20 protein-coding genes and 2 tRNA genes are annotated in these 25,615 nt (G+C 36.9%); 7 read left to right on the forward strand and 15 right to left on the reverse strand.

All coding sequences use genetic code 11. The features are described from left to right. Positions 1 to 294: 294 nt before the first annotated feature. Entirely contained in the window at positions 295 to 2,175 is a 1,881-nt protein-coding gene (locus tag B9T27_RS01820; protein ID WP_086205407.1) for a potassium transporter Kup, read from the reverse strand. Positions 2,176 to 2,293: 118 nt separating this feature from the next. Here B9T27_RS01820 and B9T27_RS01825 point away from each other — a divergent pair. Together B9T27_RS01825 and B9T27_RS01830 are read left to right on the forward strand one after the other, a co-directional pair. Beyond that, positions 2,294 to 2,384, forward strand: a tRNA-Ser gene (locus tag B9T27_RS01825). Positions 2,385 to 2,809: 425 nt separating this feature from the next. Continuing rightward, positions 2,810 to 2,885, forward strand: a tRNA-Thr gene (locus B9T27_RS01830). An 89-nt stretch (positions 2,886 to 2,974) separates the two neighbouring features. Here the strand turns inward: B9T27_RS01830 and B9T27_RS01835 are convergent. The 6 genes from B9T27_RS01835 to ahpC form a co-directional block, all read right to left on the reverse strand. Continuing rightward, entirely contained in the window at positions 2,975 to 3,802 is an 828-nt protein-coding gene (locus tag B9T27_RS01835) for an SAM-dependent methyltransferase (protein WP_086205148.1), read from the reverse strand. 6 nt (positions 3,803 to 3,808) lie between these two features. Further along, entirely contained in the window at positions 3,809 to 5,107 is a 1,299-nt protein-coding gene (locus B9T27_RS01840) for an FAD-dependent oxidoreductase (RefSeq protein WP_213033004.1), read from the reverse strand. Between the two features lie 502 nt (positions 5,108 to 5,609). After that, on the reverse strand, positions 5,610 to 6,485 hold the full coding sequence (locus B9T27_RS01845; RefSeq protein WP_086205150.1) for a pirin family protein: 876 nt from the start codon (positions 6,483 to 6,485) through the stop codon (positions 5,610 to 5,612). Positions 6,486 to 6,652: 167 nt separating this feature from the next. Continuing rightward, entirely contained in the window at positions 6,653 to 7,273 is a 621-nt protein-coding gene (locus B9T27_RS01850) for a TetR/AcrR family transcriptional regulator (RefSeq protein WP_086205151.1), read from the reverse strand. A 130-nt stretch (positions 7,274 to 7,403) separates the two neighbouring features. Next, complete coding sequence (locus tag B9T27_RS01855; protein ID WP_086205152.1) at positions 7,404 to 8,807, reverse strand: hypothetical protein; 1,404 nt, start codon at positions 8,805 to 8,807, stop codon at positions 7,404 to 7,406. 245 nt (positions 8,808 to 9,052) lie between these two features. Further along, a complete protein-coding gene (gene ahpC / locus B9T27_RS01860) occupies positions 9,053 to 9,616 on the reverse strand; it encodes an alkyl hydroperoxide reductase subunit C (protein WP_086205153.1) in 564 nt (187 codons plus the stop codon). 220 nt (positions 9,617 to 9,836) lie between these two features. Here ahpC and B9T27_RS01865 point away from each other — a divergent pair, with 220 nt between their 5' ends. Then, positions 9,837 to 10,172 (forward strand): hypothetical protein, encoded by a 336-nt coding sequence (locus B9T27_RS01865; protein WP_086205154.1) that lies wholly within the window; start codon positions 9,837 to 9,839, stop codon positions 10,170 to 10,172. 138 nt (positions 10,173 to 10,310) lie between these two features. Here the strand turns inward: B9T27_RS01865 and ssb are convergent, their stop codons facing one another. From ssb to B9T27_RS01880, 3 genes are all read right to left on the reverse strand, one after another. Beyond that, entirely contained in the window at positions 10,311 to 10,895 is a 585-nt protein-coding gene (ssb, locus tag B9T27_RS01870; RefSeq protein ID WP_086205155.1) for a single-stranded DNA-binding protein, read from the reverse strand. A 51-nt stretch (positions 10,896 to 10,946) separates the two neighbouring features. Continuing rightward, the gene (locus B9T27_RS01875) at positions 10,947 to 12,311 is read right to left on the reverse strand and encodes an MFS transporter (RefSeq protein WP_086205156.1); all 1,365 of its coding nucleotides are present in this window, start codon (positions 12,309 to 12,311) and stop codon (positions 10,947 to 10,949) included. Between the two features lie 138 nt (positions 12,312 to 12,449). Then, positions 12,450 to 13,532 carry a DUF475 domain-containing protein gene (locus B9T27_RS01880; protein WP_086205157.1) on the reverse strand — a complete coding sequence of 361 codons (1,083 nt, stop codon included), beginning with the start codon at positions 13,530 to 13,532 and terminating at the stop codon, positions 12,450 to 12,452. Positions 13,533 to 13,763: 231 nt separating this feature from the next. On the opposite strand from B9T27_RS01880, the gene tenA reads away from it, so the two are divergent. Beyond that, positions 13,764 to 14,438, forward strand: coding sequence for a thiaminase II (gene tenA / locus B9T27_RS01885; RefSeq protein WP_086205158.1), 675 nt, complete (start codon positions 13,764 to 13,766; stop codon positions 14,436 to 14,438). A 262-nt stretch (positions 14,439 to 14,700) separates the two neighbouring features. Here tenA and B9T27_RS01890 read toward each other — a convergent pair whose 3' ends face one another. Next, complete coding sequence (locus tag B9T27_RS01890; RefSeq protein WP_086205159.1) at positions 14,701 to 15,039, reverse strand: GlpM family protein; 339 nt, start codon at positions 15,037 to 15,039, stop codon at positions 14,701 to 14,703. A gap of 187 nt (positions 15,040 to 15,226) precedes the next feature. Here B9T27_RS01890 and B9T27_RS01895 point away from each other — a divergent pair, with 187 nt between their 5' ends. Beyond that, positions 15,227 to 15,601, forward strand: coding sequence for a hypothetical protein (locus B9T27_RS01895; RefSeq protein ID WP_086205160.1), 375 nt, complete (start codon positions 15,227 to 15,229; stop codon positions 15,599 to 15,601). 43 nt (positions 15,602 to 15,644) lie between these two features. On the opposite strand, the gene B9T27_RS01900 is transcribed toward B9T27_RS01895, so the two are convergent. Continuing rightward, a complete protein-coding gene (locus tag B9T27_RS01900; protein WP_086205408.1) occupies positions 15,645 to 15,998 on the reverse strand; it encodes a DUF1304 domain-containing protein in 354 nt (117 codons plus the stop codon). A gap of 245 nt (positions 15,999 to 16,243) precedes the next feature. Here B9T27_RS01900 and uvrA point away from each other — a divergent pair, with 245 nt between their 5' ends. After that, positions 16,244 to 19,075: an excinuclease ABC subunit UvrA gene (uvrA, locus tag B9T27_RS01905; protein ID WP_086205161.1), complete on the forward strand. Its 2,832-nt coding sequence runs from the start codon at positions 16,244 to 16,246 to the stop codon at positions 19,073 to 19,075. Between the two features lie 644 nt (positions 19,076 to 19,719). Here the strand turns inward: uvrA and blaOXA are convergent. Beyond that, complete coding sequence (blaOXA, locus tag B9T27_RS01910) at positions 19,720 to 20,571, reverse strand: class D beta-lactamase (RefSeq protein ID WP_086205409.1); 852 nt, start codon at positions 20,569 to 20,571, stop codon at positions 19,720 to 19,722. Positions 20,572 to 21,791: 1,220 nt separating this feature from the next. Here blaOXA and omp33-36 point away from each other — a divergent pair. Further along, positions 21,792 to 22,679, forward strand: coding sequence for a porin Omp33-36 (gene omp33-36 / locus B9T27_RS01915; protein WP_086205162.1), 888 nt, complete (start codon positions 21,792 to 21,794; stop codon positions 22,677 to 22,679). A gap of 68 nt (positions 22,680 to 22,747) precedes the next feature. Here the strand turns inward: omp33-36 and B9T27_RS01920 are convergent, their stop codons facing one another. Continuing rightward, positions 22,748 to 24,715, reverse strand: a complete 1,968-nt coding sequence (locus tag B9T27_RS01920; RefSeq protein WP_086205163.1) for a BCCT family transporter — start codon at positions 24,713 to 24,715, stop codon at positions 22,748 to 22,750. A gap of 179 nt (positions 24,716 to 24,894) precedes the next feature. After that, a complete protein-coding gene (locus tag B9T27_RS01925) occupies positions 24,895 to 25,572 on the reverse strand; it encodes an ion channel (protein WP_086205164.1) in 678 nt (225 codons plus the stop codon). Positions 25,573 to 25,615 lie beyond the last annotated feature (43 nt).

Genomic DNA, 25,615 nt, shown 5'->3' on the forward strand with positions numbered 1-25,615 from the left:
CTATTTCATTTATAGATATTTTTCAACTATTCAAATATATGAATTTGTTAGAATTTTCATTAATTAAAACAACATAATTCATAAAATTTGTGATTTTATAAGAAAGTTTTCTATAACAGCAATAAAGTTAAATTTATTTAAAATATCTTTTCTATTATGATACTTTCATCACCCTTAAGCGATAACTATACGACATAATTTGTCGTAGTATTCACTATATAAAAATCAATAAAAAAGCCAAACATTCATGCTTGGCTTTTCTATTCCGATTTATTTTATTAATTTACATCAATATTAAATCTCAATTTGACTACCCATTTCTACAACGCGGTTCGGTGGAATTTGATAAAAATCACTCACAGGACTGGTATTTCGTTGCATGGAAATAAATAGCTTTTCACGCCATGGTGCCATGCCATCACCTACGGTATGAATTAAACGATCACGTGAAATAAAGAAACTAACTTGCATCATATCTAATTCAAAACCAACTTGATCATAGGCTAATTGTAATGCCTCCGGAATATTAGGTTGGTCTTTAAAACCATAGTAGACAAAAACTCGATAGAAACGTTCATCTAACTTTTCAACACGCACACGTTCAATTTGTGGTACATACGGTACGTCACGAATCATAACAGTCACCATGATATTCCGTTCATGTAACACTTTATTGTGTTTGATATTGTGCAACAGCGCATGGGGAACAATATTCGGTGTCCCTGTTAGGAAAATGGCTTGACCTGGAACAATCAAGGATGCATTACTCATATTGATACTTTTAATAAATAAATCGATTGGTAAAGCATCTTTTTCTAGACGATCAAGTACTATGCTACGCCCTTCTTTCCAAGTCATCAAAATCGTACATACCACTGCACCAATGAGAATTGGTACCCATCCGCCTGCAATGATTTTTAATGAGGTTGATGCGACAAAGAAAAAGTCGATGAATAAGAATGGAATCGCAAACAGAGCCACTTTCCAAAGTGGCCAACGCCACAAACCATAGGCCAAAAAAGAGATTAAAATCGTGCTACAGAGCATGGTCATGGTCACTGCGACCCCATAAGCACTGGCTAAATTGGCACTATTTTGGAACAATAAAATTAAGATTAGGACAGAAACAAATAGAACCCAATTGATAAAAGGTAAATAAATTTGGCCTTGTTCGACATCAGAAGTATGATTAACCGTTAAACGTGGTAAATAGCGTAATTGAATCGCTTGATTGACCATCGAAAAAACACCAGTAATGACGGCTTGAGATGCAATAACCGCTGCTGCTGTTGCCAATCCAATCATGGGATAAAGACCCCAATCTGGAACCAATAAATAAAATGGATTTTCAATTGCATTCGGATTACGTAGTAATAATGCCCCTTGTCCCGCATAGTTCAGTAATAAACACGGTAAAACAATAATAAACCACGCCAGTTTAATTGGCATGCGACCAAAATGCCCCATATCGGCATACAGTGCTTCGCCACCAGTTAAAGTCAAAACCACGGCGCCCATCGTCAAAAACGCAACATAAGGTTGATGAACAATAAAGTTAATGGCCCAATGTGGACTGACCATGGCCAAAATAAACGGGGTTTGCACGATACTAAGGATACCCACTGTCCCAATAGCTAAAAACCATACCAATGTAATCGGGCCAAAGAGTTTCCCCATGGTTCCTGTACCATGCCGTTGTACTAGAAACAATCCCGCCAAAATACCAATCGATAATGGCATCAACCATTTATTAAACATTGGTGTTGCAATACTTAGTCCCTCAATAGCGGATAGTACCGAAATTGCAGGTGTAATAATGCCATCACCAAAAAATAACGAAGCACCGATAAATCCAAGTGCAATCAGAAATATTTTTTTGTTCTCTGGGATGCGATTAGAGCGAAGGTTTAATGCCAATAAAGATATAATCCCACCCTCACCATTATTATCTGCTTTCATAATGACAGTGACATATTTGAAACTGATGGTGAGCATCATGCACCAAAAGATCAGTGATAGGATTCCGAGTACGGTTGCTTCTGTAATCGCGATATGTGCAGTAAGAAAACATTGTCTGAGTGCATATAGCGGGCTGGTTCCGATATCCCCAAATACAACACCTAATGCCGCTAAGGTGATTGCAGGCAATGCCGCTTTTTTTGCAGTACTTTGCATATAGTCGTCTTCTAATGTAGACATCATTTTTCCGAATAATATCACTGAGCAAAAAAATTTGCTCTAAATCAATTGTTGCTTGGCATAAATCTTTTTTTTGGTTATTATCACTCGCCTTGGTGAAGTGTCCGAGTGGCTTAAGGAGCACGCCTGGAAAGTGTGTATACGTTTATAGCGTATCGAGGGTTCGAATCCCTCTTTCACCGCCAAATTCGAAACAGCTGTATTCCAAAGCAGTTATAAAAAACCTGAATCATAAAGATTCAGGTTTTTTTATGCATTACAGAGAATAAAATAAGAGTCTGGAATCGAGCTAACGCCCAAAACTGATCAAAAATCACTCTAGCCTTTGTAAAGAGACAACGCCAACAGATTCTTGTGTGATGACTTTTACAAAAAAAAATAGGTTCTTTAGCAGAATAAGATGATCAATATTAGTTCTCCAGTTTTATGAAAAAGTGACCAGTCAAAAATATTGCCGAATTTCACTCTTAAAACCTTATAATTATAGAATACTCAAATACCTTTCTTTAAGTTCATACTTTTTAAATATCATAGTAAATCATCAGCTAAATCAACTGCTCGTTTTTTGGCTTGCATTCTTACAAATTTTCTGTAAAATTCTCGCCAAGTTGCCGGCATAGCTCAGTTGGTAGAGCAACTGACTTGTAATCAGTAGGTCCACAGTTCGAATCCGTGTGCCGGCACCACTTTAGACTTAGGTTCACTTTTTAGTGAGCCTTTGTTGTTTCTGCAATAGAATAAGCTATCAATATTAGCTGATTCAAAATTAATATTTTTATTTCTTCACTGCGCTGATTTGCACATAACGCACCAATCCATCTTGATATAACTTTTTACAAAGCCAAGCCGTCATTCGAATTTTGAAAAAATCCATCCGACTATTTTTAGTAGAATGAGCAAGTGTCTGAAAATAATTTGAAAAACCAAGTAAAACCTGTTGAGAGATATCAATAATTTCAATTTGCTCAAAGTTATGCTGCATTAAATTTTGTATATATTCATGCTGTGATGCTAAATTTAATACATCAACATCCGCTGCTTTTAATAAATATTGATATTTTTTTTGCTGTATCCAATCTAAATTTGTCCCTTGTTCAGACCACATCAAATAATGAAAACCTAAACGACCTTTTAAATTTAAAACTGAACTTACCGAATTCAAAAATGAGTTTAAATTACTGTGATAAGCTGCATCCAAACACAGCACAACATCAAACTTAGTCTTGAATGAAATAGCTTTTAAATTTAAAAAAGACTGCTGATAGATTGTCACCCACTCTGAAAAGCAATTTTGAATTTGATCAGTACATTCGGCCTGTAATTCAACAGCGAATAGATGATTAATTTGATAGTGCTCATGCCAATGCCTTAAGCTCGCCCCTTGCCCACAACCCAAATCTAGCAATTGATCAGCTGGGTTTAACTCAACGGCTTTTGCCAATTGATCAGCTAATTGGCGACAGGCTTGTGGATAGGATACTGTTGCCGCCCCCCAAAAACCCAAATTGCTCCAAGCACATTCAGCAGGATCACCTAACAGTTTTGCATTAATTGCATATTTATGCGTAGGAAGATTTTTCCGAAAAGCTTGAAGCCATTTCATCGTGCTTTAATAACCAAGTTCTGGAGCAACTTCAACTTTAGGTTTTAAACCAACAAAGGGCAATGGTGCACCAAAAATTTCTGCAATATGCATAGCGGAAGTAACGGCTGACTCTAAAATAGGCAAACCATCGCATGACCACGAGCCACAATAGAAAACTTTACGATTTGCAATTTTATGACGCTCTTGTAACTCTTTATTTAACGCCACTGTTTTTGAATCCACCACCGCCCGAGTCAAAGTCACAGAGGCGATTATTTTCTTTGGATCAATGGCTGTTACAGGACGCCAAGTCTGAAATACTGATGTCTTACCGACTAAACTTGGCTCAATTGAATTTAACCAGACCGTAAATTGTTGACGGGTAAATTGACGATCCATCATATAACTCAGCACAGCCCAATCTTTACGTTTCGGTGGCATTACAGTTGAATCGGTATGAATAACCAGTTCACCTTGTTCAAATTTAAACTGTTTTAATAAATCTAAATCATCTTTAAATTGTTCTTGATTTAAAAATTCTGCAATTTTATGGGTTGGCGTTGCCACCACCACGCGGTCAAATTTAAATTGCTCAGCCTGATCATTTTCAACCAAAATATAATCTGCGTGTTCTTCTATTTTCTGAATTGCTGCACCGCTACGAATATCAATGCCTTCAATCAATTTATCTACCAATGCTGGCGTGCCACCCTGAAGACGTAATAAAGCATCACCATCAGTCAACTGTCTTAAAAAAATCAATAATGGCTTTGCTGGCCATTCACCAATTGTTTTTGGATCACAGGTACAAATGGTATACAACACTGGCATCACTGCACCATGCCAAAATACTTCTTCAATCTGATTATGATTCATAAATTCAGCTAAAGAAATTTCTTGATTATTTGATTTAAAGAACTTATGGATGGCTGTTTTAAGTTGTAGCATCCCTTTAACTAATCGCCAACCATATTGCTGAACCCCTTTCCGATTATTAATAATTGGAAAGTTACCAATGCGGGTACGAGTGGTGGTGAGCCATGTTTCAGTTTTATCTTCAAATAACCAGCTACATGCCATAAAGGTACGCACAGGAAACGTTGGAATATTAAGATATGCAGCAAGGCTTAAAGTATTTTTCCATAAATGTGGATTCATGACACGCAGTGGTGCATCAATTAAGCCACCTTCAAATTCAATACTATGACTATCCATTCCACGCCCTGGCAGCGCTTCGAAAATGGTGATGTTGTGCCCTGCATCTTTAAGAATTCTTGCTGTAGCGAGCCCAGCCATGCCACTACCAATTACTGCAATATCCAAAGTTATTTTCCATGCGTCGACTATTTTTCTCATTATGAATGAAGAATTTTTAAAACACCGTATTAAAAAGTTCCAGTTTTGCTATTTTTTCATCGATAATTTCAAAATAAAAATTACTTTCCATTTTTCACGCTAAAAATGATTTAAAAGCACAGTAAAAAACATAAGACAAATGTATAAAAACCAACTATTTATTATTTTTTTTAAAAAATATCCTTTAAAAACAATATAGATAATTTCACCAATTATCCAAAAAACCCATTTACAAGCCAGTCTATTTTGATTACTATCCATACACAAAATGCTAAATTCATCACAAAAATAATAAAAGAAATAAAAATAACAGTCCTTAAAACAAGAAACTACAGCGTAAAAAGGATCTCTATTTATACAATAGAGATCCTTTTATTTTTTGATGACGACTTCTGAACTTGCTCAGTTTAAATACAAAAACACAGATTCAGCCGATCAAAAAGGCACATCTAACGATCCACTTTTACCATTATGCAGAGTCTGGAATTTCACCAAATTTACCATGATTAAAATCATGGAAAGCCTGCACAATTTCTTCTTTGCTGTTCATAACAAATGGGCCATAACCTTGAATAGGTTCATTCAACGCTTTTCCAGTCAGCACTAAAAATTTTGTCGCTTGTAATGCTTCAATCTGAATCTCTGCCTCACCATCTTGTGCAAATAGCACCACAGAATTGTCTTGAACTTTTTCTGAGCCATTCAGCAATACTTCACCTTCGAGCACCACCAGCAAAGTATTATGATCTACAGGCACATGAATATGCTGCACATGTTGAGCTTTCAGCTGAGTATCCCAAACATTTACTGGGGTAAACGTAGAAGCTGGGCCTTGATGTTGCAAGTATTGCCCTGCAATCACACGAATTTGACCTGCATCATTATCCAATGCAATGACTGGAATCTCCTGTGCATCAATCGCTTGATATTTTGGAGCAGTCATTTTATCGGCTGCAGGTAAGTTTACCCACAATTGCACCATTTCAAACAAGCCACCTTTTTCAGCAAATGTTGGAGAATGAAATTCTTCATGGACTAAACCAGCACCCGCTGTCATCCATTGCACATCACCCGTTTTAATGGTTCCACCGCCACCATGTGAATCTTGATGGGTTACTTCACCCTGATACGCGATAGTGACTGTTTCAAAGCCACGATGTGGATGTGAACCAACGCCACGCGGTTCATGACTCGGTTCAAACTTATACGGAGAAGCATAATCCAAAAGTAAGAATGGGCTAATGGCTTGACCTAAACGATCATAAGAGAATAAATTTTTAACAGGAAAGCCATCTCCGACCCAATGCATATTTTGATTACGATAAACACCAACTATTTTTTTCATCTCAATTCTCCTATCTCTAGGAAGTATTTGAGGGCATTTTTTGTGTTTTAAATGCTATATTGATTGCTATAAATAGCACACATCATTGCTTATTTAGAACGATAAAAATAGGAGATCTTAAAGCACCTTAATAATCTGGAAGTGATGAAAACTTATTTCCATAATATTCACAGCATGTAAGATTCTTGTACTTTAAAACTAATGCCACCTTCAATATAGTCACGTAAATATTTTCCAATGAGCTTTCTATCTTTTACCTCCGTTGGCCAAAAAGCTTCTAAACCAATATCGCTAATAACATTTAAAATGGTATTAAATGTAAACATAACTTTAAGCGATATTGCATTTGGATCTGCATCTGGCAAGGCTTTTTTCAATAAATGCATTGCTGAATGAGAAATAGGCACTAAATGTTTTGCCACAATAATACGTCCCTCATCACCAGCACTAATGGTTTTAGAAAAAAACTTTAAATGAAATATGCCATTATTTTCCATTAATATTTTAACCATAGGTTTCATTAATGCATCCACTACATCAGAAACTTGTACAGTATTTGGATTGATCGCCTTCAATGCCGCCAAACTATCTTGTACATAGGGGGTCATTACATGATCTAGTGCAGCTTCTACTAACCCCCACTTTGTTTTGAAGTGATAATACAATGCAGATTTGTTGGCGACACCAGCTGTTTCATTAATTTTCTGAACCGATAGCGTTTCAATATTATTCTGCGAAAAAAGAACAATCGCTGCTTCTATTAATTTTTCTTTGGTTTGATTGCTCATAAATAGGGATCACAGGTTTTTAGGTTAATATTTTTACTCAATCTATACTCGTTTAATTTAGTTAAACGATCAATAAAAAAGATAGACCAACCTTCTTCAGGTTGGTCTATTGAAAAATGTAATTTCAATATTAAAATGTTGAATTACAACCTTTGGCTTCAAAATCTTCTTTTGAGGTATAACGAATTTCAGGTAAATAATCGCCCATAACTTGTTTTTCAGTTCCCCATGCTTTTACATTTTGAACCGCTTGATTAAACTCAGTATTTGGCAATAAATTTCGCATAATAAATATGCCTAAGTCTGAATGTCCTACAGTTTTACCATCTTCAGCGGTATAGCCTGAACCGCGAGGACTCAACGGTAGAAAATAAACCCCACATTCTTCGGTCGCATTGGCAGGTCGATCTTCAGGTAAAGATGAAATTATCGTATAGACGCCTGCTTGATCCATTTTTTTAATCTGTTCATCATAAATACAATAGTTGGTCGCCGTTGTAATCAGTTCATTGGTACACATCGACCAATAACGTGCATCATATTTGTCTGCAAATGGATTATTTTCATAGGTTTTAGGTGTTTTAGGAATCTGACCTTTGAGCTCAATCACTTTGCCCAAACGTCGACTAGTCATCGCAAAAACATATTCATTATCGGGTGTCGCCCAGTAATTCAGTTTTGGTGTAACAGATTGCCCTTCACACTGACTAATCGGCTTTTTACTAACAGGATCAAATTTATAAATACACTTGATATTATCGGCACCACTAAATGCTTTGTACCATGTAGGATTGCTTTGTGCGGGGAATCCTATATTCAGTTGCTGATTAAATAAAGTCAAAGAGGTCTGTAATGGAATAGTAGTCACTTTATCGATAGGTGCTTTTTTCACTTTTAAAACACTACAAACATCCTGCCCTTTTTTAATATCGCCATTAGCCAGTTGTACTTTAAAACGAGGAAAACTAACATTACCTTTTACATTCATGTTTTTATTTGGCACATAAACCCGATATAACATCGCCACTTTATTATCGGCAGTTTTAGGCGCATATAACGTATTTTGCTCGGGATTTTCAGGAAGATCTGCCAATTCAAGGCGAGCACTGAATGCACGATTTTGCTTTAAACGGTCATGCCCTGTAACAAATGGATTAATCGACCCTACATTTGGGCTAATTGCTGTATCCAGCAATGAATTAACCCGTAATCCTTCCGCCGTATAACTAACTAAAGAAAAATGTCTTGAATAAGGATAATCGCCATCAATTGAGACCTTAGCACCTTCAGGAACGGTAAATTCAGAAGACCAATAACTAACATTAGAGTCGGGAAATGCAAAATTAAGTGGATCTTCCCCTGTGCCAGATTTACTTGTAAATGAATCTTGCCACATACAATCGGCCAACTCCGTAGTGGAATCAGGCTGCTTATTGGCTTGTTCTGAGTCACTATTGCTATCATTACAGCCCGTTAAACCTAGCGAACCTATTAATACCAATAAAAAAATATTTATTTTAAACGTGTTATCCATATTTTAATTTCCTTTATTTTTCAACAGCGATACAGCCTTAGATAGGCTATATCTCCGTTCAAAAAAAAATTTTTAGTTTTCCTTTTTCACTAGAGCATCCTTGTTCTAGATCTACTAGAATCCATTTAGATTAAAATTATAATAATCCAAATAGATTAATTTGCAATAGCTTTTTTATTAACCAATAAAATAAAAATCCAAGACCGAAGCCTTGGATTTTTATTGATTAGAATAAATATCAATATCTAGATTTTACCAATCAGATCAATCGATGGTGCTAAAGTTGCATCACCTTCTTTCCATTTGGCTGGGCAAACTTCGCCAGGATGGGCATGCACATACTGTGCAGCTTTTACTTTACGCAATAATTCTTGTGCATCACGACCAATTCCACCTGCATTAATCTCAATGATTTGGATTTTACCTGCTGGGTCAATCACAAACGTTCCTCGATCTGCCATACCTTCAGCTTCAATTAGTACTTCAAAGTTTTTAGCCAAAGTCCATGTTGGATCACCCAGCATTGGATATTGAATTTTCTTAATTTCATCAGAAGCATCATGCCACGCTTTATGGGTAAAGTGAGTATCTGTTGATACTGAATAAATCTCTACTCCCATTTTTTGGAATTCAGAATAATGATCCGCTAAATCACCCAACTCGGTTGGACAAACAAAAGTGAAATCTGCAGGATAGAAAAATACAACTGACCATTTACCTTGAAAATCTTTTTCAGAGACTTCAATAAATTCACCATTTTTATAGGCAGTTGCATTGAACGGTTTAATTTCAGTATTCATTAAATTCATGAGATATTCCTCTCGCTGATTTCTGGGATTACCTATCTTGTAGAGCTAGAATACTGAAAATCTAAAAATCGGTAAAACAGAACTTTTTAATAAAAATAATCGAAAAATTAGATCAAATATTTCTATTCTTATTCTTTTTACAATCGTAAAATTCAATCCAAATTCAGGTTGACCTCGACGGTGATGTTCTGTAGATTTTCTTTTTGAGTGGATTCTTAAAATGACTTTTCAAGCTCTTCTTATCCATTTTCAAACGTGCCCATCTGGTACCGACAGTTTTAAACAACTCAAAAATAATTGTGAGCAGCTGATTAAAAATGCTGACACTGATCTAGAACATAGTTCGCTCTTTGTTATTTATAGTTTTGCCAAAAACTATGTATTACTTTATGAAGATCAAGCGATAACGTCAGAGTTTTCTCATACTGCAAAGAATCAACTGTTAGCCTATATGCAGCAATTAAATCAGGCGATTCAAACGCAAGATAAAATGCACATTTTAGATACGCTTAATCAAGTAACACATCACTATCTACTCAGTTCACGCATTTTTTAATCAATAATGAACAGATATTTATCTTTAAAATTTAAATTGTTACTCTATCGGTAATGGCTTAATTTATTTTTCTGTTAGTAAAAAACCCTTTGTATTCACAAAGGGTTTTTTATGTATTTAACCGTTTAAATTAAGATGTCAAAACGGTAAGTCATCATCTAAATCCGCTGGAGCTTGTACAGGTGCGGAAGGCTGTTGTGGCTTAGGTGATTGGAAGCCTTGGTTGACATTACCATTTGTATTGCTATATCCACCTTGGTTGCTGCTCTGCTGCTGATTAAAACCACTATTTTGTTGCTGACCATAACCACTTTGTTGATTATTGTTATTATTAAAACGTGGCTGGTTAAAGCCTGAATTATCACCAGCACCTTCAGTTTGTTGGCGATTATTTGAATCTAACATTTGCATTTGTTCACCACGGATTTCTGTAGTGTAACGCTCTTGACCATTTTGGTCAGTCCATTGGCGGGTACGTAATGAACCTTCAATATATACTTTAGAACCTTTACGTAAATATTGCTGTGCAATTTCACCTAAACGGTTATTCAATACAATACGATGCCACTCTGTTTGTTCTTTGCGTTCACCGCTATTTTTATCAGTCCACGATTCGCTCGTTGCGATAGAGAACTGCGTCAATGACCCACCATTTGGGAAGGTTTTAGTTTCAGGATCTTTACCCAAAGTACCCACTAAAATAACTTTATTTACGCCGCGCATGAGATGTCATCTTCCTATTCAATTCTATGTTTCACTTTATAAGAGTTATGCTTAAATGGCTACCTCTTTGCCTAACAAGTGCGTTAAATGTTGTCGCGCAACATCATCTATTTGCTGTTTATCAACTTTTACATACGCTACTTGTTGCTCGGACATCACCACAACTTCTTCAATACCACGAATTGCCAATAATTGAGAAGTCCATTCATCTGTTTGTTTGGCTTCGGGTAAGCGCAGTACAATTGAAGATAAATAGCGTGGTTGAGCCAGCCCAAAACTCACCAATAACCACACAATGGCGATCGCAGACAAAATACTCCAGCCGATCGCTGTATGTTGCAACACTAATAATTGACCACCTAAAATACCTCCGCAGAAAGCACCTAGAAACTGTCCACTGGCATTCACGCCCATAGCTGTCGCTTTAGATTGAATCGGTGCAGCTTTCGACAGCCATGATGGTAATAAAGCTTCCATCACATTAAAGGCAATAAAGAATAAGCCCAAACCTAACAGCAAAAGATATTTAGATTGATAACCAAAAATTAGAATAATTAAACCAATAATAATTCCGCCAATCGCGGTTAAGAAAATACCGCGCATTTGTCGATATTTTTCAGCCAAAATAATGCTTGGAAAAGCAAAAAATAGACTAATTAGCAATAAAGGCAAATACACAATACCGTGCTTAGCCAAAGGAATATCTGCATATTCAATCAATTGCGATGGGATATAAACAAACATTGCCGTAAGTAATAAATGTAATGAAAACACGGATACATGTAAGCGATTTAAATCCGCCATTTTCAAGACTTGTTTGAGTTGTTTTAAATAGCCCTGTTTATAGTTTTGATGATGGCGAGTGGTTTTTGGCACCATAAATAGCATCAAGATGGCCAGTAAGCCCATGATGGTCGTGACCCAAAATAGTCCTGAAATACCAACGAGACTAGTCAGCCAAGGCCCTAAACTAAAAGCAATCACGAAGGATAAGCCGATACTCATTCCCATAATGGCCATGGCTTTAGTGCGCTGTTCTTCTCGCGTTACATCAGCAAGTAATGCCATTACCACGGCAGAAACCGCACCCGCACCCGCAATCGCACGACCAATAATTACACCATAAATGGTTTCAGACATAGCGGCCACTGCGCCACCCAAAGCAAAAAGCAATAAACCAAATACAATGAGTGGTTTACGACTAAATCGGTCTGCCCAAAGACTAAATGGAATTTGTAATAGGGCTTGGCTTAAGCCATACACCCCGACCGCCAAGCCAATCAGTGCTGGGGTCGCATATTGATATGATTGCCCTGCTACTGCAAATACAGGGATGATCATGAACAATCCCAACATGCGTAAGGCAAAGATACTGCTTAAAGCAAAGGTTGAGCGGCGTTCTAAGGCATTCATCATATCAATAAACTTATTAAATTATATTCAATTCATCACTTGCAACATCATCGCATATTGCAACAACTTTGTGGCAGTTTACATGAATAAAAAGGGTGCATGTATTGCACCCTCATTGTAAACACATAGCTTAAAAAATGATTAACTTTGTGATTCACTTCGTTTGTTATATTGAATAGATGCAATTACTGCCCAGACAATTAAGGCGACACCGATTAAACCTGTCACCACTTCTGGAACATGTACTCCAGTACCACTTGCCAGCATAATAAATGCTAAAGCACCAATGGCATAATGTGCACCATGCTCAAGATAGATATAGGCATCTAAGGTTCCTTTTTCGACTAAATAAATCGTCATCGAACGGACAAACATCGCTCCAATGGCTAGACCCAGCATGATAATGACCACATCTGAAGTAATCGCAAATGCACCAATTACCCCATCAAAGCTAAATGATGCATCTAAAACTTCAAGATAAATAAAGCCACCAATACCCGCTTTAATAACGCCTGTTGGTGCTCCATTCGTATCATGTCCTACTGCATTCCCCTGTTCATCAACCTCAGGCTCACCACCTAATAGATGACTCAGAACTTGGACACCAATATAGATCACGATTCCCCAAATACCGGCCATCATAACCACTAAGCGAGTCGCTTCTTCAACATTCATCGCCATAATTAACAATGCAATTAAAGCAATGAATACCGACATCGCAGGTACATTGGCTAAACTCGTCAAACGACGTTCTAACCATCTAAACCAGTGCGTATCCTTACCATCATCTAAGAAGAAGTTCAGGAAAACCAACAATAAAAATGAACCACCAAATGCTGCAATTTCAGCATGATGTGCCATTAGTTTGGCTGAATAATGGGCTGGATCATTCACGGCCATTTTGACCACTTCCAGCATGCCCATATCTGCAGTGACTGCAACAATCACAATAGGGAAAACCAAACGCATCCCAAACACAGCAATCACAATACCAACAGTTAAGAAAATCATTTTCCAAAAATGATCCCAACCACGTAATACAGAGGCATTGACCACTGCATTATCAAAGGAAAGAGATACTTCCATTATTGCTAAAATAGCAGTAATGGTTAATGCTGAGAACATGGTCTGTAAACCTGCTTCTGGACCATGGGTATAACCCCAATATGCAGATATTGCCAAACACACGATCGTAAAAAATATAGAGAAACCAAAATGTTTCATGCAACGACCTATGGACAAGGATTTATATAAAAAATTCGCTAGAGCTGAATTGCAAAAGTTTAAAATTTGATGAGCACAATTATGCCGAATTTTTCATATTTCACCACAATACTTCGTATAATTTTTTGAACTAATCTTCGACCTGATGCTCGGTATCATAGCTTCTGTTTATAACTGTTGATATAGTCCAGCCATTCACTCATTTTTCTTTATTGTCGATAGGTATTTGACATGAGCTTTTCTCAAGATGTCTGGCAACGTAACTCCGCTTTATATCAAAAGACATTAGCACTTCCCTTTAATCAAGAACTTGCCGCAGGGACTTTAAGCAAAGACGTCTTTTGTCATTATGTGGTTCAAGATGCACATTATCTGGTGGCATATGGACGTGCTTTAGCAATTTGTGGTGCAAAAGCATTTGAGGCCGATGATATTATTCAATTTACCCAAGGCGCTAAAGAAGCGATTGTGGTCGAACGCAGTCTACATGATGGTTTTATGCAAAATTTTGAAATTAGCAAAGCAGAATTTGAGACCACACCTTTAACCTTGGCCTGCCATCATTACACTTCATTTTTAACCGCAACCGCTTGGTCTGAAAGTTATCCAGTCGTCTTGGCATCGCTATTACCGTGCTTCTGGATTTATGCAGAAGTTGGAAAAGATATTATTGGTAATTCTGTACCCAATAATCCTTTTCAAGCATGGATTGATACATATTCAGGTGAGGAATTCAACGAAGCTGTACGCAATGTCATCACCACCATTGATAAAGTTGCTGCACGTTGCGATGCCGATACTCTTGAAAAAATGCATCATGCTTATACCACTGCGGCTAAACTGGAATGGCTATTTTGGGATAGTGCCTACGATCAACGCCAATGGTTAGGTTTAGATCAAGCATAAAAATTTTGTTTCTTTTAGGCGAAATCTAGTAGCTCTAACATGAGTTGAAGCAGTCGAATGCTTAACCTGATTTCGCTTAAAAGCGCAGCAACACTTGGCAAAGAGTATCTCTTTTATAAACAAAATACTTACTCGTTTCACATAAAGCATTGCTTGCAGAAACATGATTTTTCTACCCTGAGCTTATATCGATTGTGTTTTAAACCAGAATAAATAGCTATTTTTATTATTAATTCAATAAGATGGAATATATGCAGTATGACTACTGAAACAGTTTCCACCCATAAATCAAACCTGCTGCTGCAATAATCCAACATCCTGTTGCTAAACTCAGGCATGACCACATGGACATTTTTGGCGCAAATATATACACCATGAATAAATAAATTGCATATGGAATCAGTGACCACAATCCAAATAATGCTGTTTTACGTAAGGCTTCTGCACCTTGCTGCTGTGACACAATGACATGCGCAATTAAAGCAAAAGTAGGAAATAAAGGAACTAAACCCGCAATATAAAAAGCCTTACTTTTTGAAAGTATAGAAATACAAACGACAACTGCTGCCCCTAAAATGCATTTAAAAAACAAAGACAGCATGTTTCATCCAAAATTTAGCGAATTAAAATGCTTAGTCTACGCCGATCAACTGATTTTTAAAGATCAGCTCAGAATAAATTTCCTCGTACATACACATTTATGGTTGGACTTTAATTATAAATTCATGCATTATTAATGATAATAATTCTCATTATCAATTCCAAATTCATTTTTGAGAGACGAGACCATGCAACAACATAATTTAGGTACTGAAGCCATCCGCGCATTTTTCACATTACAATGTTGCTGGCTCAATAATGAAGAAATTTACTTAGAAAAAGGCTGCCAACATTGTGGCTCTGCGGCTACCTATTTAATGTATTTTACCAATATTCATATCCAAAAATTAATGCTGAAATTTATTAACCAATATAATTGTCATTTATCTAAAGGCCTTGATCTACTCGACTTACATGATTTTGAAGAAAACTATAATGGCTTTTTACAAATTTTAGAAAATGAAGTCAATTTTTACGTACGAAGACATCATGAAATTCCATCTGAATTGGCTTTTGAACAGATAGAATCCATTTTTGAACGCTCATTTCGGATGGCCTGTTAAGCACTTTTGAATTGCTATTGGCTCAGTATAAAATGCTTAAATTTCAAATAAAATTGACCACGATTAAAGCAACCAAGGCAGGTAAAGCTTGAATATACAAAATCTTTTTACTTGCCGTGATTGCACCATAAATACCTGCAATCAATACACAAGTTAAAAAGAAATTTGCCAATTGAATTGAGAATGGCGCAGATGCAATCAGTGCCCAAATTAAACCTGCAGCTAAAAAGCCATTATACAAACCCTGATTTTGTGCCAATACTTTTGTGAGTGCGGCCTTTTCTGGATTATGACCAAAGGCTTTCATTCCCATCGGTTTATCCCACAAGAACATTTCCAATACTAAAAAATAAATATGTAGCATTGCGATGACAGCGATTAAAATTTTTCCAACAATCATGTTATAACCTTTATTTTTATTACATAGATAACCAACATTCTAAAGATAAATACAGCTAAAAACTGATTTTTAATGTCAAAATTTCTGACTTGGAGGTCTATATAAAGCCCGTTACAGTGACATTCCTTAGAATCATCATCAAACCGACACAAAATGTCGTTAAAAAACGATTTTATACAGCTTGAACAAAATTAAATCGCTATCATATACAACCTTCAATTTGCACATTACTGAGATGTTTTATGAGCCAAAGTCATATCCGTATTCGAGGCGCACGTACCCATAACTTAAAAAATGTGTCACTCGATATCCCACGCGACAAATTTGTGGTGATTACGGGACTCTCAGGCTCAGGGAAATCATCACTGGCTTTTGATACCTTGTATGCTGAAGGTCAACGTCGCTATGTAGAATCTTTATCTGCCTATGCACGCCAGTTCCTATCACAAATGGAAAAACCAGAAGTTGATTCAATTGAAGGCCTAAGTCCTGCAATTGCAATTGAACAAAAATCTACCAGCCATAACCCGCGCTCTACAGTAGGGACCATCACCGAAATTTACGATTATTTGCGTTTATTGTACGCACGTGTCGGGACTCCGTACTGCCCTGAACATGACCTACCCATGATTGCGCAAACCATTTCTGAAATGGTTGATGCAGTTAAAACACTGGAAGAAGGCACAGCGCTGATGCTGCTTGCACCTGTAGTTCGTGATCGTAAAGGTGAGTACACCAACCTATTTGAACAACTACAGAGTCAAGGTTTTGTTCGTGCTCGTGTCGATGGTGAAGTGATTGATATTGATACACCACCTGAACTCGATAAAAAGAAAAAACACACCATTGAAGTGGTAGTCGATCGCTTTAAAGTCCGTGATGATCTAGGTAATCGTATTGCAGAAAGCTTTGAAACAGCACTGCGCTTGGGAAGTGACATTGCGATTTTATCGTGGATGAATGCTGAACATCCAGATCGCGTATTCTCTGCCAAGCACTCTTGCCCAGAATGTGAACGTGCTGTGGGTGAACTCGAACCGCGTCTATTTTCATTTAACAATCCCTTTGGTGCTTGCCCAACCTGTGATGGTTTAGGCACACGTAGTCATTTCAGCGCAGATAAACTCATTCCAAATAATGAGGTTTCAATTAGCCAAGGTGCCATTCGTGGTTGGGACAGACAGCGTCCTTACTATTACAGCATGATTGAAAAAGTTGCGGAACATTTTGGCTTTTCTTTAGATACACCATGGAATGAATTAGATAAAGACACCCAAAAGAAATTCCTTTATGGCACAGGAAAAGACAAAGTCGACCTCAGTTATATCGATGAACGTGGTCGTTCACATAAACGGGTACAACCCTTTGAAGGAATTCTACCGCATTTAGAACGGCGCTACCGTGAAACTGAATCGAATTATGTACGTGAAGATTTAGCCCAATATTTATCAAATGCGGCTTGCGATGCCTGTGATGGTTCACGTCTGAATGAGATTTCGCGCAATGTAAAAATCCTTGATAAAACCATTGCCCAAATCACTAAAATGTCGATTGGAGATGCGGAACAGTATTATCAAAATGTTCACCTTGAAGGGGCTAAAGGCGAAATTGGCGATAAAATTTTTAAAGAAATTCGTGAACGATTACACTTCCTCGTTTCTGTCGGTCTAAATTATTTAAGTCTATCCCGCTCTGCTGAAACGCTCTCTGGTGGTGAAGCACAGCGTATTCGTTTGGCATCACAAATTGGTGCAGGCTTGATGGGCGTTATGTACGTACTAGATGAACCTTCGATTGGTTTACATCAACGAGATAACGACCGTCTACTTGAAACCTTAGTTCGCTTACGTGACTTAGGCAATACGGTACTGGTGGTTGAGCATGATGAAGATGCGATTCGTGCTGCCGACCATATTATTGATATTGGGCCAGGTGCAGGTATTCATGGTGGGCATATTATTGCCGAAGGAACCTATGAAGAAATTCTTGCTAACCCGAACTCACTCACAGGGCAATATTTATCAGGTAAGCTGAAAATCGCAATTCCTAAAGTTCGTACCCAACCGCCAAAACCCAAAGAACAAATTAAGCTGATGGGGGCTTGTGGTCATAACTTACAACATGTCGATTTAACCATTCCTTTAGGCATTATGACCTGTGTTACGGGCGTTTCAGGCTCAGGTAAATCAACGCTTATTAACCGTACCCTGTTACCACTTGCTGCAACTCAACTGAATGGTGCAACGACCCTTACAGCGGAAAAATTTGATTCAATTGATGGCTTACAATTCCTCGATAAGGTGGTGGATATTGACCAAAGCCCAATTGGACGTACCCCACGTTCTAACCCAGCAACCTATACTGGTTTATTCACCCCGATTCGTGAATTGTTTGCACAAACGCCTGAAGCCAAGGCCCGTGGTTATGCAGCTGGTCGCTTCTCGTTTAACGTGAAAGGTGGACGTTGTGAAGCCTGTGAAGGCGATGGCATGATTAAAGTCGCAATGCACTTCTTACCAGATATGTATGTGCCTTGTGATAACTGTCATGGTGACCGTTATAACCGTGAAACTTTAGAGGTTGGTTATAAAGGTAAAAATATTTCGGATGTTTTAGGCATGACCGTTGAAGATGCGATGCATTTCTTCGAGGCGATTCCTGTGATTCATCGTCGTTTAGAAACCTTGCATCAAGTTGGTCTAGGTTATATTCGTTTAGGTCAATCAGCGACCACGCTTTCAGGTGGTGAAGCTCAACGGGTCAAATTGGCACGTGAATTAGCGAAGCGTGATACAGGAAAGACCTTATATATTCTGGATGAACCGACCACAGGTCTGCATTTCCATGACATTGCCAAGCTGCTCGATATTCTGCATGAACTGCGTAATAAAGGTAATACTATTGTGGTGATTGAGCATAATCTAGATGTAATTAAAACTGCGGATTGGGTGATAGACCTTGGTCCTGAAGGTGGTGCTGGTGGCGGAATGATTATTGCTGAAGGTACACCTGAAGATGTGGCTAAATCTAAAGTTTCACATACAGCGAAGTTCTTGAAGACCATGTTGAAATAGTTTATTAAACCTAACCCTCCTTTTTCAAGGAGGGTGTTTCTCTCCTTCTTCAATAGAAGTTAGGGGGGATTTAAACTAACAAATCTCATTCAAGATTATTTTCAATAATATCTTGCATATGCCTTATTTTAAATTCAGATTTCTCACCTATTTTTTGTAATATAGAAATAATCATAGGTTTCATTGAAAAATCATTTATTTGAATTCTATATAATATTCTTTAGTATGTTACTAAAGTTTCTTTCTTTTCTAAAAAGAATTTTTTCCTGCTAAATATCTATTACCAAATATTGAAACCATTCCCATCATGGGGCATATAAATCTTGGTATCAAAATGGTAAACCTGAAGCCGTTTTAAATTACCAAACTGGTAAAATCATTGAAGCTCACTGCTGTGATGAATCGGCTAAAGTCATCAGTCTAAAAATTGTATATCCAAATTCAGTGGTGAAGATTAATTAAGAATTTAAATATTAAATTTATAGCTGAATAAAGAGTGAAATACTCACCCTTTACTTATATCTTTGACTTTCAATTTTATCTTAAATCAAAACCATCTCCGCTTGTAGTCATCAAGCTACCCAAGTTCGATGTCCCCGTAAAAATATCAGAATATCTAATCAGATATTTTTATAGCATTAGTTTTAATAAAGATAAAAAAATAAACCCAACTTATCCAACACATCCAAAGTCAGTTGCTTACGTTCACCCACATCATCCCCTTTCTGCATTTGCATATTTAAAGAAAATGCGGTGATTTTTCCATTGGGTTGTTCTACCCATCCGGTATACCAACCGACTTGAGGCTGCTGCTCAGGGCTTCCCCAGCCACTTTTTGCATACAGTTTAACATCCCCTCTACGCTCAATTAAAAGCATATCCTTGACTTGCTGTTGTACTGTCTCATCAAAAGGTAGTTGCTTCATCGCTAATTGATAGGCAAATTGTGCTGCTTGTTCAGGCGTGATGGTTAATGGACCATCCAACCAAAAACGATCGACCTGTTGACCAATTATTTGGTTCCCATATTCAACCTTTTTAATTTCCTGACTCATTAAATCTAGCCCAATACGTCGCGCCAGTTCCTGATAAACTGGAACTGCTGAAACCTGCATGGCCTCAGCCAAGGTCATATCTTTTTCCCATGCTGGAAGAGCTCTCGGTTTGCCATCCCATTTAAATACTTCTGTAGTGGTTACTTTTTGATGCTGCAAACCAATTAACGCATTTAACATTTTAAATGTTGACGCAGGTACATAGGCCGTTTGAGCACGGGCAAGATCATTGCCATAACGATGATAATTTTGACCATCAAACGTCACAAAAACAGCAGAGCGACCCAGTTCATCAAATAGTTTGGGGATATCTGTGCTACGACTATTGGCTAACGATTGCTGTAGTTCTGGTTGTGAAGGCTGTTGCCGAATTGAATTAGACATACTACAAGACGCCACACCTATAACGACTAAAAATATCCCTAAAAATTTGAGTTTCATCATCATTTTATAGCCAACACCTTTCATGATCGTACTTTTAATTCTATATAAAAACATAAAATACTGACCAGATCATCGATTGTACTTCTTATTTTTTGAATAAATAGCATAGATAATATTCAGCAGATATTTACACACGCATCAAATAAGTGCATAATGCACCTCATTAGGGCGAAATAGAATCATTCCTCAGCAGGATTTCTATTTTTGTCTCAGATTTTAGAAAAAATCCCAGTTTTCTTTGAAAACTGGGATTTTTTTATCTGATAAATTTAGATTTTTTAGTATATTTCTTATAATTTCGCACAATATTGGTGCAACCTTATATCTATAATTAAACTTTCATCCATTGCCACTTTATATTGTCTTGTTAAGTATATGCATATAAAAATATCAAAATCCCTTGCTACAGCAAACCTGATGCCAAGCAAAGGATTACTCATTCATCCTTATTTTTTTAATATTCTATCTATATCAAAAGAAAGGCTTTTCAAATTAGATAAGACATACCATATGCTGATAAAAAGTGTTAAATATTAATTCTCATAAATTGATGGTCTATTTTAAATAGACTATTTCTGATTCAATTTATATTATGCACGCTCTATGAAAACAAAAAAAAGCCCAACCTTGGGGAAAGTTGGGCATATAAAACTTTAAACGTACAACGTTATGGAGAACGTATTCACACTATATGTGAATAAATACGATAGAGATATTATGATTTAAATCATTCATCTTGTAAAGCCGATTAAATTGATCGGATTTGATATATTTGTCACGAAGTGTAATTTAGAGTGACTTAAATCACATAAAAAATACATAAAATCTCAAAATATAAATCTCAGCAATCAATTATTATTTTTTGCATATAGTTTTACATTTTTATTAATTAACATTAATTAAAATACATTTTAATCAGACTGTATTAATTACTAATTCAAATAATAAATATAATAATCATCTAATTTAACAATCAACAAACTCAACAGATCATACTATTTATACAACAAATTAATCACTTTATCACGACATAGTCACTTGTTCTGACTCGATTTTTTTATAGGTTGACTGTCAATGTTCTATTTGATCAATTTTAGATCAAACATATAGTAAGTCAACAATCAAGTAATAATATTGTTAAACATCATTGATTTAATAAATTGTTACAATACAATGTCGCATGTTTAACCCATTTCAACCTATCTATGGAAATGATTATGAAAAAACTCGGTTTAGCCACTGCTGTATTATTAGCCATGACCGGCGCACAAGCTTATCAATTCGAAGTACAAGGTCAATCAGAGTACATTGATAGTACTGTAAATGATAAAAACTTTACTGGTTCTGTTCAAGGTACTTATTACCTTAAAAATGTAGACTCTGCTAAAGGTCCTTTAGCTGAAGCAGCATTTTTAAACCAAGCATCTAATGTTTCTCTTGCATACACTTATGCACCTGTTGATCTAGATGATGCTCTTAATATTGAATCACATACCTATGGTGTGAAAGGTGAAGCTTATATTCCAACTAAGTTTGTTCCTGCATATGCAAGCGCATCTTACAACCACACTAAATTAAATTTAGATGCAAATAATGATACATTTAAAGATAATGGCGATCGTTATGCAGTAGAACTTGGTGCTGTTATTGTACCTAATTTCTTGGTTGCAGTTGGTTATACTAGCGTTGTTGATACTATTGCTTTAGATGCTTTTGGTATCATGAACAATGGTATTGCTAAAGCTGTTGGTGAAGCTGCAACTATCGCTGATGACCAAGATGCAATCACTGCACGCGTTAAATATGTAGGTGCTATTGATGGTACTAACATGGCAATCGGTTTTGAATCTGGCCTTGTTTATGGCGAAAGTACAGCTTACCAATTAAAAACTGATCTTTACTTAAACCCACAATTAAGCGTTGGCGCTTCATATGCTGAATCAAGCTATGATGACGTACTTCCAAACAAAGCTTGGGGTGTAAACGTAAATTACTTTATTACTCCAGCTGTTGCAGTTGGCGCGAGCTATGTAAATGCAAATGCTGAAAAAGGTTCAGTACTTGATACTCAAACTGTTGGCGTAAATGCTAAATTCCGTTTCTAAGTTATTTTAGAAACTGAATCAAAAAAAGGACTCAAATGAGTCCTTTTTTATTGGCAAATAATGGATGCTTAATTCCGAACAACATTTAAAAAATGCAAATGACGCTCATATTGATCCAAAATATCTTGCAATAGATCTTCTTGAGACCAATCCATCACATCATAAGCCTGCCCACCTTCACGCAAAAATACTTCGGCTTGATAAAAGTCATCCATATTTTCATGTGCTTCATTCAGCATAAAACTCGGTGCTTCAGTTTTTTGTGCCATCACTTTATATACAAAATTGTATTCATTATGATGATCTACACTTAATGCCAAACCATCATCTAAATGATGAATATGCACATCTAAATTACGGCGTTTAAACTCACGCTGAATACTTTCAAAAGAAGCTCTAACTTCCTGTTGAATATAGTGGCTCACTTCTTTATGCGTATGCGGGTAATGCATAATTAAACCTAAACGCTGTTGCCAACTGCGAGGCGTATGTACCGCTCTAGGGGTAATTCTAGCCACTTGCAGTGCCTGCATCTTGGTCACATCCAATCTTACTGCTTTCAGTAATCCCCAACAAATGAGTAACATGATCAGAGTAAAAGGTAGTGCACTCATAATCGTTGCTGACTGAAGCGCAGCTAACCCCCCCACCATTAATAAGATAATTGAAAGTATCGCAATTAATGCGGTCCAAAAGAGTCTCTGCCACAACGGTGAGTTTTCCGTTTTTGCAGTCAAATAATCAATGACCAATGCCCCAGAGTCGGCTGATGTCACAAAGAATAGAATAACCAATACTGTTGCAATTAAACTAGTGATACCAGCAAAAGGTAGGTGTGTTAAAAGTTCAAAAAAAGCAACCGATGAGTCTTGTTGTACGGCAGTGATTAGTGAAGTATTACTTTCTTGAATAATGCTATATAAAGCAGCATTCCCCATCACCCCCATCCAAATCAGCGTAAATCCTGTCGGAATAAGAAGAACGCCAACAATAAATTCACGAATGGTTCGACCACGTGAAACTCGGGCAATAAACATCCCCACAAATGGTGACCATGAAATCCACCAAGCCCAATACATGATTGTCCAACCACCAATCCAACCAGTCGGCTGATATGCATATAAATTAAAAGTCATGACAAATAAATTAGAGACATATTGACCCGCATTTTGGATGGTCGTCTGCAAAATATAAATCGATGAACTTGCAACAAAAACAAAGACCAATAACAACAATGCCAAGATCATATTCAGTTCAGATAAACGTTTAATTCCCTTTTCTAAACCAAAACCGACTGATAAGGATGCCAAAATAGTCACAAAAATAATTAGAGCAATTTGTGTGACAACACTTTGTTCCCATCCAAACAAATAATTCAAACCTGAATTAATTTGCGTGACTCCAAAACCTAAAGTCGTCGCAATTCCAAAGACAGTCCCAATAGTGGCGAAGGTATCCACACCATCACCAATGGGGCCATATATTCTTTGACCGATTAATGGGAATAATGCGGAACGAATTTTTAATGGTAAATTATGCCGAAAGGAAAAATAAGCAAGCGCTAAACCAACCAAAGCGTAAATCGCCCAAGCGTGTAAACCCCAATGGAAAAATGTAATCCGCATCGCTTGTTGTGCAGATTGAATAGATTCCGGCTCGCCCGTTGGCGGATTGACATAATGCATAACTGGTTCAGCGACACCAAAAAACATGAGACCAATCCCCATGCCAGCGGTAAATAACATTGCAAACCAAGAGCCATTTTTATACTCAGGCGTACTATGGTCTGGTCCTAATTTGATTTTCCCTGCATCTGAAAATGCAAGATAAGCCAAAATAATTAGGAATATGGCAACCGCAAGTACGTAGAACCAACTAAATGAATGAATAATCCATGCATTTAGATTTTTGGTTAAAGCGGTAAAACCTGATGGATCGAATAAAATCACGACTAAAAATAAAGTGATGATTGAGACTGTACTAATAAAGACATTTGGTTTTATATTTGAAAACCAAGATGAATCTTTGGAAGGCATATTTCCCCCACGTTGTTTTAATTTAATTGAGATGCCCGAAGGCTAAATGACATTCATTAAAAAATGAAAAAAGCAGATTTAGCAGAAATATAAATCTTTTTGTATTATATTTTTAATTATATATTTCAGCAGTTGCCTTAATGTAACTCGCTGTAACATAAGCTCTGATCAGCAATAGATTATTCTGTCTTATGCGCAATATAATGCAGTGCTATTAAGCGTGATACTACTAAAGCCAGATACATTACTCCACAAAACATCTGTAGCATTGCAATCACTCGTGCTGCTGGAGCAATAGGCATGATATCGGATAACCCCGTCGCCGATTGCAAACTAAAACTCAAGAACAATAAATCTAACCAACTTTGATAATCCGCTATATAGTTCGCATTTTGAAAACTCTGTGGCAGTATTAATTGACAAATACTATATAAAAAAGCAAATCCCCAAGCGATTAGAGTAAACACAGCCCCAGCTGCGAATAGCTCATCTTTGGTTAAATACGCATCAGAGAACATATAGCGAACCAAGCCATAAGCTGCACAAAAATAGGCTGCTGCCTCAAAGCAATGTGCCGTAATTTGCATTAATGTTGACTTAAACCCAATCAACATTAAAAATGAAAATAGACAAGCACCACCGACAAAGAGTAGACCGAGTACGGTAAAAACTGGAGTCTGGCGGATTACTTTTGCAATAATCAACAAGGCTAAAACCCCGACTGCCCAAGTTAAGACTTGATAACTTTCACTAGCATGCGTAAATACAGATAAAACTAAAATCAGCAACTGAACTAAAAGCAACCATGCTGAAGGTAACCGCTTAAAACTGTTCCAGATATCTATAAACACACCCATATTTTTCTCAAATATTATTCTTTTTCATATACACAAATTAGCA

It is taken from the genome of Acinetobacter sp. ANC 4648 (genome assembly GCF_002135345.1).
Classification (GTDB): Bacteria; Pseudomonadota; Gammaproteobacteria; order Pseudomonadales; family Moraxellaceae; genus Acinetobacter.

What these genes read in the sequence shown, in the direction of transcription:
- B9T27_RS01865 (WP_086205154.1), top strand. Translation starts at nt 9,837, where the DNA reads ATGACTTTTCAAGCTCTTCTTATCCATTTTCAAACGTGCCCATCTGGT.
- ahpC (WP_086205153.1), bottom strand. Translation starts at nt 9,616, where the DNA reads ATGAATTTAATGAATACTGAAATTAAACCGTTCAATGCAACTGCCTAT.
- B9T27_RS01895 (WP_086205160.1), top strand. Translation starts at nt 15,227, where the DNA reads ATGCAACAACATAATTTAGGTACTGAAGCCATCCGCGCATTTTTCACA.
- B9T27_RS01845 (WP_086205150.1), bottom strand. Translation starts at nt 6,485, where the DNA reads ATGAAAAAAATAGTTGGTGTTTATCGTAATCAAAATATGCATTGGGTC.
- tenA (WP_086205158.1), top strand. Translation starts at nt 13,764, where the DNA reads ATGAGCTTTTCTCAAGATGTCTGGCAACGTAACTCCGCTTTATATCAA.
- uvrA (WP_086205161.1), top strand. Translation starts at nt 16,244, where the DNA reads ATGAGCCAAAGTCATATCCGTATTCGAGGCGCACGTACCCATAACTTA.
- B9T27_RS01880 (WP_086205157.1), bottom strand. Translation starts at nt 13,532, where the DNA reads ATGAAACATTTTGGTTTCTCTATATTTTTTACGATCGTGTGTTTGGCA.
- ssb (WP_086205155.1), bottom strand. Translation starts at nt 10,895, where the DNA reads ATGCGCGGCGTAAATAAAGTTATTTTAGTGGGTACTTTGGGTAAAGAT.
- B9T27_RS01835 (WP_086205148.1), bottom strand. Translation starts at nt 3,802, where the DNA reads ATGAAATGGCTTCAAGCTTTTCGGAAAAATCTTCCTACGCATAAATAT.
- blaOXA (WP_086205409.1), bottom strand. Translation starts at nt 20,571, where the DNA reads ATGAAACTCAAATTTTTAGGGATATTTTTAGTCGTTATAGGTGTGGCG.
- omp33-36 (WP_086205162.1), top strand. Translation starts at nt 21,792, where the DNA reads ATGAAAAAACTCGGTTTAGCCACTGCTGTATTATTAGCCATGACCGGC.
- B9T27_RS01920 (WP_086205163.1), bottom strand. Translation starts at nt 24,715, where the DNA reads ATGCCTTCCAAAGATTCATCTTGGTTTTCAAATATAAAACCAAATGTC.
- B9T27_RS01875 (WP_086205156.1), bottom strand. Translation starts at nt 12,311, where the DNA reads ATGATGAATGCCTTAGAACGCCGCTCAACCTTTGCTTTAAGCAGTATC.
- B9T27_RS01855 (WP_086205152.1), bottom strand. Translation starts at nt 8,807, where the DNA reads ATGGATAACACGTTTAAAATAAATATTTTTTTATTGGTATTAATAGGT.
- B9T27_RS01890 (WP_086205159.1), bottom strand. Translation starts at nt 15,039, where the DNA reads ATGCTGTCTTTGTTTTTTAAATGCATTTTAGGGGCAGCAGTTGTCGTT.
- B9T27_RS01850 (WP_086205151.1), bottom strand. Translation starts at nt 7,273, where the DNA reads ATGAGCAATCAAACCAAAGAAAAATTAATAGAAGCAGCGATTGTTCTT.
- B9T27_RS01820 (WP_086205407.1), bottom strand. Translation starts at nt 2,175, where the DNA reads ATGCAAAGTACTGCAAAAAAAGCGGCATTGCCTGCAATCACCTTAGCG.
- B9T27_RS01925 (WP_086205164.1), bottom strand. Translation starts at nt 25,572, where the DNA reads ATGGGTGTGTTTATAGATATCTGGAACAGTTTTAAGCGGTTACCTTCA.